Genomic DNA, 17,236 nt, shown 5'->3' with positions numbered 1-17,236 from the left:
GGTCAGCTCCGGCCGCCGTAGACGGTGCGCCCCGAGTCGGTGACGTCCTTGCCCAGCCGGCGGGTCAGATGCAGCCCTTCCAGCACGAACTCGACGGCGGCGGCGGCTTCCTCCGGAGTGGGCCCGTCGCCCAGGCCGAGCCGGTCGAGGACCTTCGCCAGTCCGGGTACGGTGCCAACCTGGCGCAGCAGCTCCGTTGCGCTGACCAGTTCGCCGGTCTCGATCGCCGCGCCGTCCTCGACAAGTGCGGTGAACCCGGACAGGTCCAGCCCGGCCAGGTGCGCCCGGAACGTCTCGGCGGTCGCGGTCCGCAGCAGGTGGGCGAGGATCTCGATCTCCCGCCCCTCCTCGCCGGACTCGAACTCCACCTTGCCGCGCAGCGTGCTGGTCACCGACACCGCGTCGCCGACCCGGGCCACCGCCGCCTCGGGGCGGTCCTGCGGGCTGCCGGTCGCGGCGAGCAGGCCGGCGCGGCGCAGCGCGGCACCGGCGACCGTCTCGGCGGCGGCGATGGCGAACCGGGCGGAGACACCCGAACGCGGGTCCACCGAAGGCGACTCCCGGACCGCGCGGGCGAAACGGGCCAGCACCTCCAGGACGTGCTCCGGCACGGCGGCGACCAGGTCGGCCTCCTGCCGGATCAACGCCAGCTCCAACTCCAGGTCGACCGGGTAGTGGGTGCGGATCTCCGCGCCGAACCGGTCCTTGAGCGGAGTGATGATCCGGCCCCGGTTGGTGTAGTCGTCCGGGTTGGCGCTGGCCACCAGGAGCAGGTCCAGCGGCAGCCGCAGCTGGTAGCCACGGACCTGGATGTCCCGCTCCTCCAGGACGTTGAGCAGGGCCACCTGGATGCGCTCGGCCAGGTCGGGCAGCTCGTTGACGGCGAAGATGCCCCGGTTGGTGCGCGGCACCAGCCCGAAGTGGATGGTCTCCGGGTCGCCGAGGGTGCGGCCCTGGGCGATCCGGATCGGGTCGACGTCACCGATCAGGTCGCCGACGCTGGTGTCCGGGGTGGCGAGCTTCTCGCCGTAGCGCATGGAGCGGTGCAACCAGCCGATCGGCAGGTCGTCGCCGGCCTCGGCGACCTGGGCACGGGACGCGGGGGTGAGCGGGTGCAGGGGGTGCTCGTTGAGCACCGAGCCCACGATGACCGGGGTCCACTCGTCGAGCAGCGCGCCGAGCGAGCGGATCAGTCGGGTCTTGCCCTGGCCGCGCTCACCGAGCAGCACCATGTCGTGCCCGGCGAGCAGGGCCCGCTCGACCTCGGGCAGCACGCTGTCGTCGTAGCCGACGATGCCGGGGAAACGGGCCTCGCCGGAGCGCATCCGGGCGAGGAGGTTGTCGCGGAGTTCCTGCTTGACGGTGCGGTACTGGTGACCGGCTGCCCGAAGCGCGCCGAGCGTGCCGGGCAGGTCGGCCGGTGGAACCGGGATTACCGGGTTAGGCGCAGTCACCCGACCCACGCTAGCTCACATTCGCCGGGGTGCCCCGGGCATCAGGGGCACCCCCACTCCCACCCTCAACCCCGGCCACAGCGCCGGCAGGCTCCGCGGCGGCGCAGGTGGTACGCGTAGGTGGCCGCGCCGAGCGCCACGCCCCACAGCGGCCAGAGCAGCATCGGCGCCCCGGTCAGGCTGAGCCCGCCGGTGAGCTCCCAGAACCTGGGGTTGCTCAGCAGTCCCAGGCTGGCCGCTGTCACCGCGATGGCGACCAGGGTGGCCGGCACCACGGCCAGCTTCACCGGCACCCGCCGACCGGCCAGGCCGATCATCCAGCGCGGGAACCGCTCACCCCAGCGCTGGACCAGCCCGAGGGTGAGGATCGCGCCGACGGTGGCGAACGCGCCCAACCCGAACCCGGCCCACACCAGCCCGGTGTCCTGCATCTCGGTGAGGAACTCCCGGGAGATGCCCAGCGGGATGCCGGCCGCCCAGGCGAACCGGGTCAGCGCGTACGTGAACGGGATGATCGCGGCGATGCCGGCGGCCCACCGACCCCAGCGCGCGGCGGCAGCCGGGGTGGTCCACCCTCGGTCGGTGTCGCCGCGACCGCAGCCGACGCAGGCCCTGGCGGTACGGCGTTGCCAGGCGAGCACCGCCCCGGCCAGCAGCAGCCCGCCGGCCAGCGCGGCGAACCGGGCGAACAGCGCCCAGTTGAAGAGGTCGGAGTAGTCGACCGGCGGCCAGCCGAACGGCGCGCCGACGATCAGTATCGGCAGGTAGCCGAGCATGAGCAGCACCCGGACATCCGGCACGACCACGGCCAGGACGAACGCCACCGCCCAGCCATAGCCGGCGAGCAGCGCCCGCAGCGGGCCGGCTGGGCGTACCGCCGGGCGGCTCATGGCCAGTGCGGCCACCGCGGCGGTCAGCAGCACGCCGGCGAAGAGCGGGGTGGCCAGGTCCACCGGCACCAGACGCAGCAGGCTGACCTCACCGCCGTTCCTGTCGTTCGCGCCGAACGGATAGCCGGCGCCGGTGAGCGAGCCGACCAGGGCGAGGACGCCCCACAGGCCGAGCCAACCGGCAGCCAGTGGGGCGAGCCGATCCGGCCAGCGGGAGTCGGTACGGGGTCGGGAGTCAGTGATCGTTGTCATGGTCTCAGCCTCGACGGATAACCGCCGGGTTCCCTCCCGGCCGGCGGTGAAGCCGCTCCCCCGGTCGAGGGACCGATCAGCCCGACGGGGTGACGAACCCGGACTCGTAGGCGGCGATGACCGCCTGGGTGCGGTCGCGGGCACCCAGCTTGGCCAGCACGTTGCCGACGTGCGTCTTGACGGTCTCCACCCCGACCACCAGGTGCGCGGCGATCTCCGGGTTGGACCGGCCGGTGGTCATCAACCGCAGCACCTCGGCCTCCCGCTCGGTGAGTCGGGCGGCGCGCAGCCGATCGCCGCCCACCGGCCCGTACGCCCCGACGAGCTGACGGATCGCGGCCGGGAAGAGCAGCGACTCTCCCGCCGCGACCACCCGGACCGCCTCCACCACCTCGGCGGGTCGGGCCCGTTTGAGCAGGAAACCCGAGGCTCCCGCGCGCAACGCCTCGTAGACGTACTCGTCGTTGGCGAACGTGGTGACCACCAGCACCCGGGGCGGGTTGGCGGAGGTGGCCAGGAGGTGCCGGGTGGCCTGGATGCCGTCGATGCTGGGCATCCGCACGTCCATCAGCACCACGTCCGGCCGGTGCCGGGCGACAAGCGGCGGCACCTCGGCGCCGTCGGCGGCTTCGGCGAGCACCCGCAGGTCGGGTTGGGCGTCGATGATGGCGCGCAGCCCCACCCGGATCAACTCGTCGTCGTCGACGATCAGCACCCCGGTGGTCATGTCGCCTCCTCGTACGGCAGACGGGCCCGGATCAGCCAGCGGTCGCCGTCGGGACCAACGGTGATCCGGCCGCCGAGCAGCAGCACCCGCTCCCGCATCCCGTCCAGTCCTCGGCCACACCGACCCGGGTCCGCCCGCTCGGGGCGGTCCAACGCGTTGACCAGCTCAAGTTCCAGCGCTCCCGGGTGCAGGCCGAGCCGCAGCGTCACCGGCCCGTGGCCGTACCGGGCGGCGTTGGTCAGGCCTTCCTGGACGATCCGGTAGCCCTCCCGGGACACCGCCGCGGGCACCCGCGCCGGGTCGCCGACGCGGTGTGCGTGCACCGCCAGCCCGGCCGCGCGGGCGTCGGCGACCAACCGGTCCAGGTCGGCGAGGGTACGCTGCGGCGCCACCACCCGGCGGTCGTTGCCGGTCTCCCGGAGCAGCCCGAGCACGTGGTCCAGCTCGTCCATCGCGGTCCGTCCGGTCTCCTCGATGGCGCTGAGCGCCCGCCGGACGAACTCCCGGTCGGTGTCGAGAACCTCGCGGGCCGCACCGGCCTGGAGGGTGGCCACGGTCAGCGCGTGACCGATCGAGTCGTGCAGCTCCCGGGCCAGCCGGTTGCGTTCGGCGAGCCGGGTGGCCTGCGCCTCCAGGGCGGCGATCCGCTCCGCCTGCGCGGGGCCGAGCAGCACCGGCGCCATCGAACCGGCCAGCGCGCCGAGCCCCGCGACGGCGTAGCCGAGACCGACGAACATCGCCACCCCGGTCAGAGTCAGCCAGCCGCTGTCCCTCCCGTCCAGTGGCCCGAACCGTTCCTGGCTGGTCAGCTCGGTGCCGACGCCGAACTGTTGGGCGATGAAGGCCAGCGCCATCGGCAGGGCGCTGAACAGGGCGATCATCACCCCCGCGCCGACGATGAGGTGGGTGGCGATCCAGAGCGCGCTGCGCAGTCGGGTTTCCCGGTCGCCGCGATGCCCCAGCGCCGGCTCGGGCAGATCGACACCGAGCAACCCCCGCACGGCGGCGATCTCCAGCGCCCGGCTGCCGTCCAGCAGCAGCGGCACCACGGCGATCAGCGCCGCGATCACCAGCAGCGCGTACGTCAGTGAGCGGGGGATCTCCGAGTCGCCGAGCAGTTGGGCGAAGGTCACCGCGAGCAGCCCGTACGGCAGCGCCAACACTCCGCCGAGCAGCAGGAACACGCCGCGTCGCCAGGTGCTGCCGGCAACCAGCGGGGCCAGCGCCGCTCGGAGGATCACCTCGTCATTCTGCGGCCGGAATCGGTTGCGGCGACTCCCCCGCGCTGGGGAGATCTCAGCGGTGGTCGGCCACGTACCGCTGTGGGTCCTTGTCGCGGAACGGAAGGTTGCGGCCGTTCTTGTGCTCGCCGTAGAAGGTGAGCCAGCGTTGGCCCAGCTCGGCGCGGAGTTCGGTGCTGGCGTGCCGACGGAAGTCGGGCAGCGCCTCGTCCTCTTCCTCGGCGAGGTGTTCGCTGTTCTCCCGGCGGGCCGTGCCGACCGCCGTCCACCACTGCTCGGAGCCGACCGGGTGCAGCTTCGCCTCGGCGACGGCGTCGCGGATCTTGTTGTGGTCGCCGATCGCGTCGGCGGTCTCGTCCTCGCCGTCGTCGCCGTGCTTGACCAGGTGCGGGTAGAGGATCGCCTCCTCCGCCTCGGCGTGGATGTCCAGGTGCAGGGCGAGGGCGTCCCAGATCGCGAGCAGCTCCTGCTCGTCGCGGGCGTCGTCGAGGCGGGCGAAGCCGCGCCGGAAGGCGGCGTGGTCGTCCAGGATCAGTGCGGTGATGTCGTCCACTGTGTTCACTTCCCGTTGGGCCGGGGCAGGTCGTCGCGTCGAAACTACCGCGATGTCCTGGTTTCCACACCCGATCCCCCGTAGCACCGGCCGGAGCTAGGCTCATGATCGTGACCTACCTCGCCGCGGATGACCGCTACGACACCATGACCTACCGGCGCAGCGGACGCAGTGGCCTGCGACTGCCCGCCGTCTCCCTCGGGCTGTGGCACAACTTCGGCCCGGACCGCCCGTTCGACAGGCAGCGCGACATCGTCCGGCGCGCCTTCGACCTGGGGGTCACCCACTTCGACCTGGCGAACAACTACGGGCCGCCGCCCGGTTCGGCGGAGGAGAACTTCGGCCGGCTGCTCGCCACCGACCTGCGGGCGTACCGGGACGAGCTGGTCATCTCCAGCAAGGCCGGCTACCTGATGTGGCCCGGCCCGTACGGCGAGTGGGGCTCGCGGAAGAACCTGATCTCGTCGCTGGACCAGTCGCTGGGCCGGATGGGGCTCGACTACGTCGACATCTTCTACTCGCACCGGTTCGACCCGGACACCCCGCTGGAGGAGACGATGGGCGCGCTGGACGCCATCGTCCGCTCCGGCAAGGCGCTCTACGTGGGCATCTCGAACTACAACTCCGAGCAGACCGCGCGGGCCGCCGCGATCCTGCGCGATCTGGGCACGCCGCTGCTGATCAACCAGCCGTCGTACTCGATGCTCAACCGGTGGACCGAGTCCGACGGCCTGCTCGACACGCTGGAGCAGGTCGGGGCGGGTTGCATCGCGTACAGCCCGCTGGCCCAGGGCCTGCTGACCGACCGTTACCTGGGCGGCATCCCGGCCGACTCGCGGGTGCGCACGAGTGTCTTCCTCAACGAGAGCGACCTCAGCGAGGAGAAGATGGCCACCATCCGCGGGCTCGGCGCGGTGGCCGAGCGGCGCGGCCAGTCCCTCGCCCAGCTCGCGCTCGCGTGGGCGCTGCGTGACCCACGGATGACCAGCCTGATCATCGGGGCGAGCAGCGTCGGGCAGTTGGAGACGAACATCGCCGCGCTGGACAACCTCGACTTCACCGCCGAGGAGCTGGCCGAGATCGACGGCCTGCTGCGCTGACCGGCACGGGCGGGCCGGGTCACCAGATCCGGCGCCGCCCGACGCGGTGGTTGCGTACCTCGCACTGACGGCCGACCGGGGCCACTGCGGTGCGGCGTCGCCGGCCCGCGCCGACCAGCAGCACCAGGACCAGCACGACGGCGGCACCAGCAAGCACCGGCCAACGCCCGTCGAGGTCGGTCCCCGACGCCACCGGCACGCCCGGGTCGGCCGCCGCCGCCACCGCCGTGTCGGTGGCGGCCGGCCGGCTCGCCGCGGTACGCGGCGCAGCCGCACCCCCCTTCGGCGCGGCGGCGTTCGGCGGGGTGGCCTTGGCCTTGGCGTCGCCGAACAGCACGTCCGAGCAGGAGTAGTAGGTGTCCGGGGTGTTGGAGTTCTGCCAGATCGTGTAGATCAGGTGTCGGCCCGCACGACTGGCCGGCAGTCGACCCGGCAACTGGTACGCCCCGGCCCGCACCGGCGGGTCGGTCAGTGTCAGGAACGGGCGTGTTTCGAGGTCCGACCAGGTCAACGGCGCTTTCGGGTCGTACCCGGGCTTGGTGACGTACAGCCGGAAGGTGCCCCGGTGCTCGATGGTGGTCCGGTACCGGAAGGTGAACTTCGCGCCCGCCGTCAGGTCGGTGGCCGGCCAGTCGGTCCGGGGCAGGTCCAGCCCCCGGTACGCGGACAACCCGCCGCTGCACAGCTCACCGTCCGGGATCCGCTCCCGGTCCCGCCCGTTGATCGCGGCGACCCGCACGTTGTCCCATTCCCGGACGGCCGCGCCCGCTTCGACAGCGGCCTGACAGGCGGCGGTGGCCGCGTACCGGCCCTCGGGTCCGCAGGCCGCCGCCCGGCTGATCGGGTCGGTCGGGGCGCCGTGCGCGGCGGCGGGTGTGGCGGCCAACGGCACTGTCGCGACAGCGACCAGCACCGTGGCGAGGAGCCGGCGTACGGTCATGAGGTTGACCTCCCGCCCACTGGTACGGCCGGCGGGCCGCAAAGGTTCGACGACGGCCGCCTGGTCGGCGGGAATCCCCGGGGTGGGTGCGGCGTTTCGATACTCGGAACCGCTGGAACCGAGGAGGCAGACATGAAGGTACGTAGCTCGTTGCGTGCGCTGAAGCAGAAGCCGGGTTCGGTGGTGGTCCGCCGTCGTGGCCGGGTGGTCGTGGTGAACCGCGCGAACCCGCAGTGGAAGAGCCGCCAGGGCTGATAACCCCCTTATCGGACATAACGCAGTGCACGCCCCGACCGGGTCACCCTCGGTCGGGGCGTTTTTGCGTTCACTGTCGCGCTAGGTTGCTCCGGAAACCGCCCCGACGAGGAGGAATCCGTGTTCATCTTGGAGCTGTCCTTCGGCGACGAACCCGACCGGCTTGCCGCTCGGCCCGCGCACCGGGAACGTCTCCAGGCCCTGCGTCAGGAGGGCCGCCTGGCCATGGCCGGGCCGTTCTCGGACGACTCCGGCGCACTCCTGATCTTCGACGTCCCGGACGCCGAGGCGTTCGCCGCGATCGTCGCCGAGGACCCCTATTACCGCACCCCCGGGGTGACGATCGTCAGCCAGCGGGAGTGGTCACCGATCGTCCGCTAGACGCTTGTGGTGCGTGCGTAGTCGGCAGGACGAACAGGCGTGGACGAAAAGAAGCGGCCCGGTTGATGATCATCAACCGGGCCGCTGCCCTACGTTCGCAAGGTGGAGCCGAGGGGGCTCGAACCCCTGACCCCCACACTGCCGGGCACCGACGTCATCCTCGGTGCGGCCCTGCTGGCAGGGAACGCCCTCGTCGTGTGCCGCGTGCGCAACGCGGCCTCGCCCTTGGTGGCTTGGAACCTTCCTGTTTCGGATTCAGCCCTCGATCAGGGGACGAGGCTAGGGCCCGTCACAGGAATCCGAGTCGCTGTCCCGGCCCCAGTCTTCGCCGTTCGGCCCGTAGACATTGACGTAGAGGCTGTAATCTCCACCCCCGTATGACTCGTGCTCGTCCACCCGGGTGCTCCAGAAACCGATACTACTGGTGGTCAACCAGAAGTCGGTGCGCGTCCACAGTTCGTTGTTCTCCCACACCCTGAGCTGGACCTTGATGCGCACGCCGTCCCCACCGGCGATCCCGAAGGCGCTGGACTCCACCGCCGTCCACCCGACCGGAATGTCTCTGATAGGGGTGTAGTAATCGGTGCAGTTCACGTCTGCGTAGACGTCATGTATCCGGAAGCTGGCGGTGTTCGTCGGAGAGCTCTCTCCGGCCATGTTCTCTGCCACAACCTTGAACTCGTAGCGGTCACCGCCGATCAGGTACGGCACATACACCGAGGTGTTGGTCAGGAATCCGGCCGCAGTGCTCCAGCCGCCACCCCGGGTCACGTTACGCATGTATACCCGGTAGTAGATCCGCGGCGTCGGACTGGCAAACCAGGTCAGGGTGATGGCGTTCTGGCCAACAGTGCCTCGGAGGGTGTAGGGCGCCTGCGGTATCGGAGGCCAAGGCCGGGCGGAGGCAACGTTCGTGGGTGCCGAGTCACCGCTGAGGTTCGTCGCCCGGATCCGGAACTCGTACGTCGTCCCATTGAAAAGCAGATTCATCGTGTCCGAACAGCAGCCAATCGACACCGGCAACCTGGACCAACTGCCGCCCTTGGCCCGCGACTCGATCCAGTAGGACACGTTCGGCGTCGAGCTGGCCGACCACCTCAGGGTCACCTTGCCGTCGCCCGCCGAAGCGCTCAAGTTCGTCGGTGCCTGCGGGAATGGTGGCATCGGCCGCGCCGAGGCCACGTTCGTGGGCGCCGAGTCACCGCTGAGGTTCGTCGCCCGGATCCGGAACTCGTACGTCGTCCCATTGAAAAGCAGATTCATCGTGTCCGAACAGCAGCCAATCGACACCGGCAACCTGGACCAACTGCCGCCCTTGGCCCGCGACTCGATCCAGTAGGACACGTTCGGCGTCGAGCTGGCCGACCACCTCAGGGTCACCTTGCCGTCGCCCGCCGAAGCGCTCAAGTTCGTCGGTGCCTGCGGGAATGGTGGCATCGGCCGCGCCGACGCCACGTTCGAGGCCGCCGAGTCACCGGCGAAGTTCGAGGCGGTGACCTTGAACTCATAGGTGTGCCCGTTGCTCAGGTAGCTCGTGGTCATGCTGGTCCCAGAGATGGGTAGCGAGAGTTTCTGCCACGACTGATTGGCGGTCTTGTCCCGCTGGTAGATGTTGTAGATGGCCCCTGTGGTCGGGCTAGCCGTCCATCTCAGAGTTACCTGGCCGTCGCCCGCGGTGGCGGAAAGTCCGGTCGGAGCCCCGGGCAGTCCACCACGTGCCGTAACCGTCACCGCGTTCGAGGCCGGTCCCTGACCCCCCTGGTTCTCGGCTGTCACCTTGAACTCGTAGACGTGGTTGTGGACCAGCAGGCCGACAGAAGCTTTGGTCTCCTCTGTCGGGTAGGGGAGCTTGCTGAATGCCTCACCGGCCGTCACATCCCGACGGTAGATCCAGTAGAGGTAGCCCTCCGGTCCTGGCGCGTCCCAGTCGAGATCGATGGTGCCGTCGCCGGCGGTAGCGCCGCGCAGGTTCGCCGGTGCGCGTGGCGGGCTGTAGCGCGAGGTGGCGGAGGCGACAGCGGATTGCGCGCCGGCACCTGACGCATTCGTCGCCGCTATCTTGAACTCATAGACGTGGTCGTGAGTGAGTAGGCTGGCCGTCCACGTGCAGCAGCTGGTGATCGGCACCGGCAGCTTGGAGAAACCCTGCCCGAGGCTCACGTCTCGCTGGTAGATGTCAAACCAGAGGCTGTCGCCGGGCGGCGACGTCCAGTTGAGTTTGATGTCTCCATTGGATAGAGCCGTGGCTGCGAGTCCGGTGACCTTGCCGGGCAGCGCCGGCATCGGCTTGGCGCTCACCCGATTCGACGGTACGGACTCCCCGCCTTGGCTGGTTGTCGTCACCATGAACTCGTACGTGTGCCCGTTGGCCAGGTAACCAGCCGTGAAGGTGCAACAGGTGGTGACCGGCAATTCCAGTGTGGTGAACTCGGTTTCGCCGAGGGTCACGTCCCGCTGATGGATCAGATACCAGACGTTGGAGGTGGCACTCGCTGTCCAGTTCAACACCACTCGTCCGTCCTCCGCTGCGGCGAGGAGATTGGTCGGTGGTGCTGGTTTTGGATAGGTCGAGGTTGCTCGGGCCGGTGTAGATGCCTGACCCTCGCCGCCCTGGTGGCTACCACTGACCTTGAACTCGTACTCGTGTCCGTGGAGCAGTAGGCCAGCGTTGAACGTGCAGCAGGTGCTGATCGGAATTTCCAGCCGGGTGAACTCGGTCTCGCCCGTCGTCACGTCGCGCTGGTAGATCCAGTACCAGACGTCGGCGCCAAGGGAGTTCCAGGCCAAGGTGATCGATCCATCGGATTTCGAGGTTGCCGTCAGGCCCGTCGGCGCCGGCGGCCCGACACGATCAGTCGTCGCACGGGCGATGTTGGACTCCGGGCCGGTGCCGGCGCTGTTGGCCGCGGCTACCCGGAACTCGTACACGTGGCCTTCCAGCAGGTTCCGCGCGATTGCGGTGGTCCCGTCGAAGACCGGAGAAGGCCAGCGCACGAAGTTGGCCTCACCCGTGGTCACATCCCTTGACGAAACCAGGTAGTGCGCATTTTCCGCAGCGACCGGATCCCACTTCAACGCGATTGTGCCATCGTCCACAGCAGTTGCCGTCAAGTTGGCAGGTGCGGTGGCCGGCGGCCGTTCCACGAACAGCAGAAGATTTGGCGATCCGGTGCCGGTGCCGACCAACTTGTCTTTACTCGCCGCCCCGACAAGCGCCTTCTTGACGTCGCTGGGGCTGTGACCGGGGTGGGCCGAGAGCAGCATCGCGGCGGCACCCGAAACCTGCGGCACGGCAAGAGAGGTACCAGTTTTCGGCACAACTTCGCTGTCGCTGAGGGATCCGGCGGTCGTAATGTCGACGCCCGGTGCGAACATTGTTACACAGGAGCCTCTTCCGCTCTGTATCCACAGCCTGTCGGTGCTATTGGTCGCCCCGACGGTGATGACCGCGCTGTCCTTTGACGCTCGCGCTGGCGAGACATCGCACGCGTCCCCACCATGGTTGCCAGCGGCGGCGACAACCGTGAGTCCGCTGTCGGTGGCAGCCCGGGCCGCATAGTCGAGTTTCTCGCTGGCTGCCGCCCCCAGACTCAGGTTCAGCACCGCGGGCTTCTTCTCCCGCGCATCATCGATAACCCATTCGATCCCCTCGACGATATCCCGGATGGCAGCCCGCCCGACCTTTCCTTCACCGGTACAGGAGAACACCTTGACTGGAATGATCTTTACGGCTTTCGCTACACCGAAGGTCGCACCACCGAGTGCTCCCGCGACCGAGGTACCGTGACTCCTATTGCAGTCTGGGGTGTTGGTGCTGCCGTCGAGGACGTTGAATCCGGTGGTCACGCGGCCACCGAACTCGTTGTGCGTGGCCCGGATGCCGGAGTCGATGACGTACGACTGCACCGGACCGTCGTTCGGGTACTGATACTTCTGATCGAGCGGAAGGTCTCGCTGGTCGTCACGATCAAGGTGCCATGGCGGGTCGGCCTGCTCGCCGAAGACGTCGGCCATGGCGTCCTGTTCGATATCGAGCACGTCCGGATGCGCAGCAAGGTTCACTGCCTGAGCCTCGGTGAGAGTCGCGGCGAAGCCTCGCATCGCCGTGGGCAGCACCGGGCCGAGAGTGCCGCCGGCCTGGGCGACGAGCTGTGTCGCGTAGCTGGTCAGGCGCTCCGGCAGGGCCGCCTCTTCCTTGAGCCGGACGAGGTAGCTGCCGGGGATCGCGTCCGCGATGTTGGCATTCCCGATCACGTCGGCCGCCAGCTTGGTGCTCCGTGGTGTGATCGAGACGGTCGTGCTGTACGCCCCTTCACCGGAGCTGTTGACCGCAGTGACCTTGAACTCGTACTGGTGGCCGGGGATCAGCAGGCCCGCCCGCCTGCTCGTCGTGGTCGAGGCGACCGGTAGCCGGGCGAAATGCGTCTGGCCTCCGGTGACGTCCCGCTGGTATAAGCGGTAGGAGGAGACGCCACTCACCGCCGACCACGTCAGGTCAGCGAAGTCGTCCTGCCCGGTCACGCTCAGCCCCGTGGGCGCGGCCGGAAGCCCGGTGCCCGGCGCCGGCGGTGGCCAGGCGATATCCACGAAACGTGGACGGTAGAGGCGTGCATCAGCGATCGTGTCAGCGAACTTCAGACTGTTGACGTTGTAGGACATCAGCAGATTGCCGGAGGTCGTCAGCTCCGGATGAAGTCGGGCGTCGTAAACCACTTTGGATGAACCGGGGGTGATTTCCGGGGCAGTGTAGAGCTGGATGGGGCCGGTGAAGGGCCCGGTCGGCGAGGTGGATCTGTACGCCACGATCTGCGGATCGAAGACCAGGTTGTTCTCGTGCGTGACTAGGAGATACTCCGAGCCAACTTTCTGCACGGAGTAACTGGTGCCCACTCCACTGAGAAGCCGTGCCGCTGCCGTGTGATCCGACGACCACGTTGATCCGTTCCAGAACTGCCACGGACCATCGAGATTTTCGGTGGCGACACGGGCGACATGGGCGAACTTCATCCGTCCCGGGGCGGTCGATGTCCCATAGATATAGGTATAGCTGCCGTCCGGCGTGATTGCGGCGCCCCAGTTCACGGTTTTGCCGACCGGCAACTCCTGCACCGAGCTCAAGGTCAGCGACGGCAGCGCGAACCTGGCCAGCGACACCCCGGTCAGGGCGAAGTCAAGGGGTGCCTGGCCGCTGCGCCGGTAGCGGTTGTAGATCACCCGCAGCTCTCCCGACTCGACCACTGCGTCGCCCACCCAGAAGAACTCGCCGGGTTGGCTCGGCACGACCAGCGCGTCCGGTAAGAGCGCGGTGCCGCTGTGCAGAGTCGCGCCGAGCGCGGTACCGGTCTGCACGACAGCAGAATTGTTGATCATCGGCGAGTCGGCCGACCGGCTGCCGTCGGCGTTGACAGTTCCCAGGAAGGTGTCCGAGAAGAGCCAGACGACCCGACCGTCCGGCAAGGCGACCGAGGTTGTGCCGTCACCGCCGGTCCAGTGGTTCCCGGCGTCCCCATAGGCCTTGAACATCGTGTTCAACTGTGCTGCCGTCATCGTCGAGACCGCCGCCCGTGCCGGCTCCGCCCAATATGCAAAGCCGAGCATCATGAGAATTGCAATCGCTGCCGCTTGCCAGCTTCTAGCATGCGTCGTCGTTTTCGAACGGTCAATGGTCCGCATCTGAGCTCCCCGTATTGACGTCGGCTTCAGCCGACAGCACAGCGCACGTGAGCGGAACCTTGAGCTACGTGATGACGGTTGTCAAGATTTCGACGCAGGGAGCTTCCACATTGGCGGCATGGCGCAGGCTCAGATGACGGCGGATCGCACAAAAACGGATTAGACCGGGTGCAAACCTCCAGTTCACTCAATCGCTCACCTTTTCCACCCCAACGCACAGACCATGACCTCGACAGAGGCATTCGGACAGTCAGTAGCTCGCTCCGTCCAGGTCGGACGGGATACGTGATCCGGCCGAGGGGGACAGCACAAGAACTATCGTGCGGCTAGAGTCTCGTCGATCACGGCTCGGTCTGTTGGCGATGGACGAGGAGGTGCGCCATGAAACGGTTGCTCCGGGGTTTGCTTGCGGCTGCCCTTGTTGCGGCGACGCTTGTCCTGCCGGCGCCCATTCGGCCGGCGCACGCGGCCGTTTCGCTCGTGTCGGATCCGGCGGCGCTGGTCAATCCGATGATCGGCACCCGGGCCGCGACGGGAAAGGATTCCGGCAATACGTCGCCGGGGCCGAGCATGCCTTTTGGGATGCTGCAGTGGGCACCGGACACAGCGCCCCGGGTGCCGGGTGGAGGCTACGACTACGCCGCCACCGCGGTCTCCGGCTTCGGCGTCAACCGGATGAGCGGGGCCGGGTGTTTCGCCTACGGCAACCTGCCGTTCCTGCCTGTGACCGGCGCGCTGCCGACGGACAAGGACAACGCGACCGTCGGCTTCTCGCACACGGGCGAGTCGGCGTCGGCGGGCTACTACTCGGTGAACCTGGCCAACAGCGTTCGCGTCGAGCTGACGACGTCCGTCCGTTCGGCGCTCGGTCGGATCGCCTTTCCGGCCGGTCCGGCGGCCTCGCTTCTGGTGAAGGCGAGCGCGGGCGCCGGGACGTCGAACGCGACAGTGTCGGTGGCAAGCTCGACTGAGATCACCGGGACCGTGACCGACGGACGGTTCTGTACCAAGGACAACGACTACACGATGCACTACGCGGTCAGCTTCGACCGCGCCTTCACCAGCAGTCAGAAGTGGACGCCGAGGCCGTTCGTCACCGGCGACGGCGGTGTCGCCCTGACGTTCCCCAGCGGATCCGTCGTGCAGGCGAAGGTCGGCGTGTCCTTCGTCAGTGTCGCGAACGCACGGGCGAACCGGGACACTCTGAGCAGTTGGGATGTCACAACGGTCCGGACGGCGGCGCGGGCCGCCTGGACTCAACTGTTGGGCCGGATGCGGATCGGTGGCGGCACCGCCGACGAGCAGAAGATCTTCTACACGGCGTTGTACCACTCGTTGCTGCACCCCAACGTGTACAGCGACGCCAATCGTCAGTACCGGGGGTTCGACGGCCAGGTCCGCACGCTGCCCACCGGGCAGGACGACCAGTACGCCAACTTCTCCGGCTGGGACGTCTACCGGTCCCAGGTCCAGCTCATGGCGCTGCTGGCACCCGATCGTGCCAGTGACCTGGTGCGCTCACTGCTCAACGACTACGAGCACAGCGGTCGGCTGCCGAAGTGGTCGGTCGCCAACGACGAGTCGTACATGATGGTCGGTGATCCGGCGATTCCGACGATCGCGTCGATCCATGCCTTCGGGGCACGTGACTTCGACACCGGCAAAGCCCTCGCGGCGATGGTCGCGCAGTCGACCCGGCCCGGCAACGCTCGTCCGGGCACCGTCTACCTGGACAGCCTCGGCTACCTGCCGGAGGACGGCGGGTATGGCTGTTGCAACCACAACGCGACGACCTCCACCTCGTTGGAGTACCACGCGGCCGACTTCGCTCTCGCCGCCTTCGCACGTCAACTCGGTGACACCAGGAACCACGCCCGGTTCGCGTCCCGGGCGCAGGGCTGGCAGTACCTGCTCAACCCGGCCAGCGGGTTCGTGCAACCGCGTCGGCAGTCCGGCGAGTGGCGGCCCGGATTCAACCCCACGGACATCTCCTACGACGACTGGGCCGAGGGCAACTCCTGGCGGTACACGCTCGCGGTGCCGTTCAACGTGCAGGGCCTTGCCGCTGCCAAGGGCGGGAGCGCGGCCCTCAACCAGTACCTGGACACCCACTTCGCGACCCTGAACGACGTCCTCGGCTCCGGGGCGTGGATGGGCAACGAGCCGAGCTTCGGCGCTCCGTGGCTCTACGCGTACACCGGCCGGCCCGACAAGACCCAACAGGTCGTACGTCGGGTGCAGACCGAACTGTTCCGTAACGCCCCCGACGGCCTTCCCGGCAACGACGACCTCGGCTCCATGTCTTCCTGGTACGTCTGGGCAGCGCTCGGCATGTACCCGGCGGTACCGGGCACCGCTGACCTCGTCCTCGGCAGCCCGCTGTTCCCGCAGGCCGTCGTGACGCTGCCCAGTGGGGCGACGTGGACGATCAACGCACCCGCCGCCCAGGCCTCGGCGCCGTACATCCAGTCGATGCAGTTCAACGGCGCCAGCTGGAACAAGGCTTACCTGCCGCCGGCGGCGCTGACCGCCGGGGGAAGCTTCGACCTGGTCCTGGCCGCCACCCCGAACACGACGTGGGCGGCCGGGGCGGACGCCGCCCCGCCCTCCAACGGCACCAACGCGGTCGCGGTGGCGAACAACACCGGCAGCAGTGCGGACGGCTCGCCCGGATCCAGCAACTACGACCAGTGGACATCGAGCTACTCGGCCGAGGCGCTCGCCGCCGTCGGCATCGTCCCGGGAAGCCGGCTGACCACCGAAGGCACCACCTACACCTGGCCCAACGTCCGCCCCGGTCAACCCGACAACGTCATCGCCCAGGGCCAACGGCTCACGGTGCACAGCCCACCCGGGGCCACCACGATCGGGGTCCTCGGCAGCGCCGAGGGCCACGTCGACGGCGCAGCCGGTCTGGCCACGATCCACTTCGCCGACGGGACGAGCCGACAGGTCACCCTCGCCTTCAGCGACTGGACGCTGGCCGCCGGCCAGGCAACCACCCGCCCCGGCACCACCATCGCGGCAGCCATGCCCTACCGCAACCAGGCTCTCGCGGGTGGTAAGGAGAACATTCCCACCTACCTCTACTCGGCTACCTTCGCCCTCGATCCGCGCCAGACCGTGGTCGGGGTGACCCTGCCTGCGACTGTGTCTGCGGGCCGGCTGCACGTCTTCGACATCGGCTTCGGCGGCCACCGGGACAGCGCCGGCATCAGCGACGACGCCTACCCGGGAGGCGCTGACCTCGACGGCGCCACCTACAGCTACTCCCGCCAAGCCCTTGCCGCAGCCGGCCTGAGCGCCGGCTCCACCTTCACACACAACGCCGTCACCTACACCTGGCCCAACCTCGCCGCCGGAGACCGCGACAACTACCACTCCGAAGGCCAACAGATCCCCGTGACGCCCGTCTCCGGCGCGACGAAGATCGGCTTCCTCGGCGCGGCCACCGGCTGGGTCGACGGGACCTCCGGTCTGGCCACCATCACCTACACCGACGGCACCACCCAGCAGATCACCCTTGGCTTCAGCGACTGGACCCTCGCCGGAGGAGGTCGCACTGTCAGCCACGGCAACACCGTCGCCGCCGCACTCCCATACCGCAACAGTGCTCGTTTCGGCAGGCAAGAACTCAGGACGTACGTTTTCGCCAGCACCTTCCCTCTTCTCGCGGGCAAGACGGTGAAGTCGTTGACGTTGCCCAAGAAGACCCTTGGACAGCAGCACATCTTCGCCGTCGGGACAGGTTGACATGGGGCGGGCGACCA

The 17,236-nt window shown here is 68.7% G+C and carries 11 protein-coding genes; 4 read left to right on the top strand and 7 right to left on the bottom strand.

What is annotated here, in order from left to right; translation table 11 throughout:
- Positions 1–2: 2 nt before the first annotated feature.
- The 5 genes from ABZU25_RS04590 to ABZU25_RS04570 all read right to left on the bottom strand — a co-directional run bounded on the left by ABZU25_RS04590 (position 3) and on the right by ABZU25_RS04570 (position 5,117).
- Positions 3–1,463: a sigma 54-interacting transcriptional regulator gene (locus tag ABZU25_RS04590; RefSeq protein WP_355027928.1), complete on the bottom strand. Its 1,461-nt coding sequence runs from the start codon at positions 1,461–1,463 to the stop codon at positions 3–5.
- A gap of 56 nt (positions 1,464–1,519) precedes the next feature.
- Positions 1,520–2,596, bottom strand: coding sequence for a hypothetical protein (locus tag ABZU25_RS04585; RefSeq protein WP_355027927.1), 1,077 nt, complete (start codon positions 2,594–2,596; stop codon positions 1,520–1,522).
- A gap of 76 nt (positions 2,597–2,672) precedes the next feature.
- Positions 2,673–3,323 carry a response regulator transcription factor gene (locus tag ABZU25_RS04580; protein WP_355027926.1) on the bottom strand — a complete coding sequence of 217 codons (651 nt, stop codon included), beginning with the start codon at positions 3,321–3,323 and terminating at the stop codon, positions 2,673–2,675.
- Positions 3,320–4,564, bottom strand: a complete 1,245-nt coding sequence (locus ABZU25_RS04575) for a histidine kinase (protein WP_355027925.1) — start codon at positions 4,562–4,564, stop codon at positions 3,320–3,322. Before ABZU25_RS04575 ends, ABZU25_RS04580 begins: the two co-directional genes overlap by 4 nt.
- Positions 4,565–4,619: 55 nt before the next feature.
- The gene (locus ABZU25_RS04570) at positions 4,620–5,117 is read right to left on the bottom strand and encodes a hemerythrin domain-containing protein (RefSeq protein WP_355027924.1); all 498 of its coding nucleotides are present in this window, start codon (positions 5,115–5,117) and stop codon (positions 4,620–4,622) included.
- A gap of 104 nt (positions 5,118–5,221) precedes the next feature.
- Between ABZU25_RS04570 and mgrA the strand changes: the two genes are divergently transcribed.
- Entirely contained in the window at positions 5,222–6,217 is a 996-nt protein-coding gene (mgrA, locus tag ABZU25_RS04565) for an L-glyceraldehyde 3-phosphate reductase (protein WP_355027923.1), read from the top strand.
- 19 nt (positions 6,218–6,236) lie between these two features.
- On the opposite strand, the gene ABZU25_RS04560 is transcribed toward mgrA, so the two are convergent.
- Entirely contained in the window at positions 6,237–7,157 is a 921-nt protein-coding gene (locus tag ABZU25_RS04560) for a lytic polysaccharide monooxygenase (protein ID WP_355027922.1), read from the bottom strand.
- A gap of 132 nt (positions 7,158–7,289) precedes the next feature.
- On the opposite strand from ABZU25_RS04560, the gene ABZU25_RS04555 reads away from it, so the two are divergent.
- Together ABZU25_RS04555 and ABZU25_RS04550 are read left to right on the top strand one after the other, a co-directional pair.
- Positions 7,290–7,412: a 50S ribosomal protein L36 gene (locus ABZU25_RS04555; RefSeq protein ID WP_030490864.1), complete on the top strand. Its 123-nt coding sequence runs from the start codon at positions 7,290–7,292 to the stop codon at positions 7,410–7,412.
- A 120-nt stretch (positions 7,413–7,532) separates the two neighbouring features.
- Positions 7,533–7,793, top strand: coding sequence for a YciI family protein (locus tag ABZU25_RS04550; protein WP_355027921.1), 261 nt, complete (start codon positions 7,533–7,535; stop codon positions 7,791–7,793).
- Between the two features lie 279 nt (positions 7,794–8,072).
- On the opposite strand, the gene ABZU25_RS04545 is transcribed toward ABZU25_RS04550, so the two are convergent.
- Entirely contained in the window at positions 8,073–13,466 is a 5,394-nt protein-coding gene (locus ABZU25_RS04545; RefSeq protein ID WP_355027920.1) for a fibronectin type III domain-containing protein, read from the bottom strand.
- Between the two features lie 381 nt (positions 13,467–13,847).
- On the opposite strand from ABZU25_RS04545, the gene ABZU25_RS04540 reads away from it, so the two are divergent.
- Complete coding sequence (locus ABZU25_RS04540; protein WP_355027919.1) at positions 13,848–17,219, top strand: GH92 family glycosyl hydrolase; 3,372 nt, start codon at positions 13,848–13,850, stop codon at positions 17,217–17,219.
- Positions 17,220–17,236: the final 17 nt, after the last annotated feature.

Origin of the sequence: Micromonospora sp. NPDC005215 (assembly GCF_040607915.1) — a bacterium.
Taxonomy (GTDB): Bacteria; Actinomycetota; Actinomycetes; order Mycobacteriales; family Micromonosporaceae; genus Micromonospora.
The sequence above is the reverse complement of the archived record's forward strand: the minus strand, read 5'-3'. Positions and strand labels throughout refer to the sequence as shown.

Excerpts from the sequence above, each read along its gene's own strand:
- ABZU25_RS04585 (WP_355027927.1), bottom strand. The coding sequence starts at position 2,596 with ATGACAACGATCACTGACTCCCGACCCCGTACCGACTCCCGCTGGCCG.
- ABZU25_RS04580 (WP_355027926.1), bottom strand. The coding sequence starts at position 3,323 with ATGACCACCGGGGTGCTGATCGTCGACGACGACGAGTTGATCCGGGTG.
- mgrA (WP_355027923.1), top strand. The coding sequence starts at position 5,222 with ATGATCGTGACCTACCTCGCCGCGGATGACCGCTACGACACCATGACC.
- ABZU25_RS04560 (WP_355027922.1), bottom strand. The coding sequence starts at position 7,157 with ATGACCGTACGCCGGCTCCTCGCCACGGTGCTGGTCGCTGTCGCGACA.
- ABZU25_RS04555 (WP_030490864.1), top strand. The coding sequence starts at position 7,290 with ATGAAGGTACGTAGCTCGTTGCGTGCGCTGAAGCAGAAGCCGGGTTCG.
- ABZU25_RS04545 (WP_355027920.1), bottom strand. The coding sequence starts at position 13,466 with ATGCGGACCATTGACCGTTCGAAAACGACGACGCATGCTAGAAGCTGG.
- ABZU25_RS04540 (WP_355027919.1), top strand. The coding sequence starts at position 13,848 with ATGAAACGGTTGCTCCGGGGTTTGCTTGCGGCTGCCCTTGTTGCGGCG.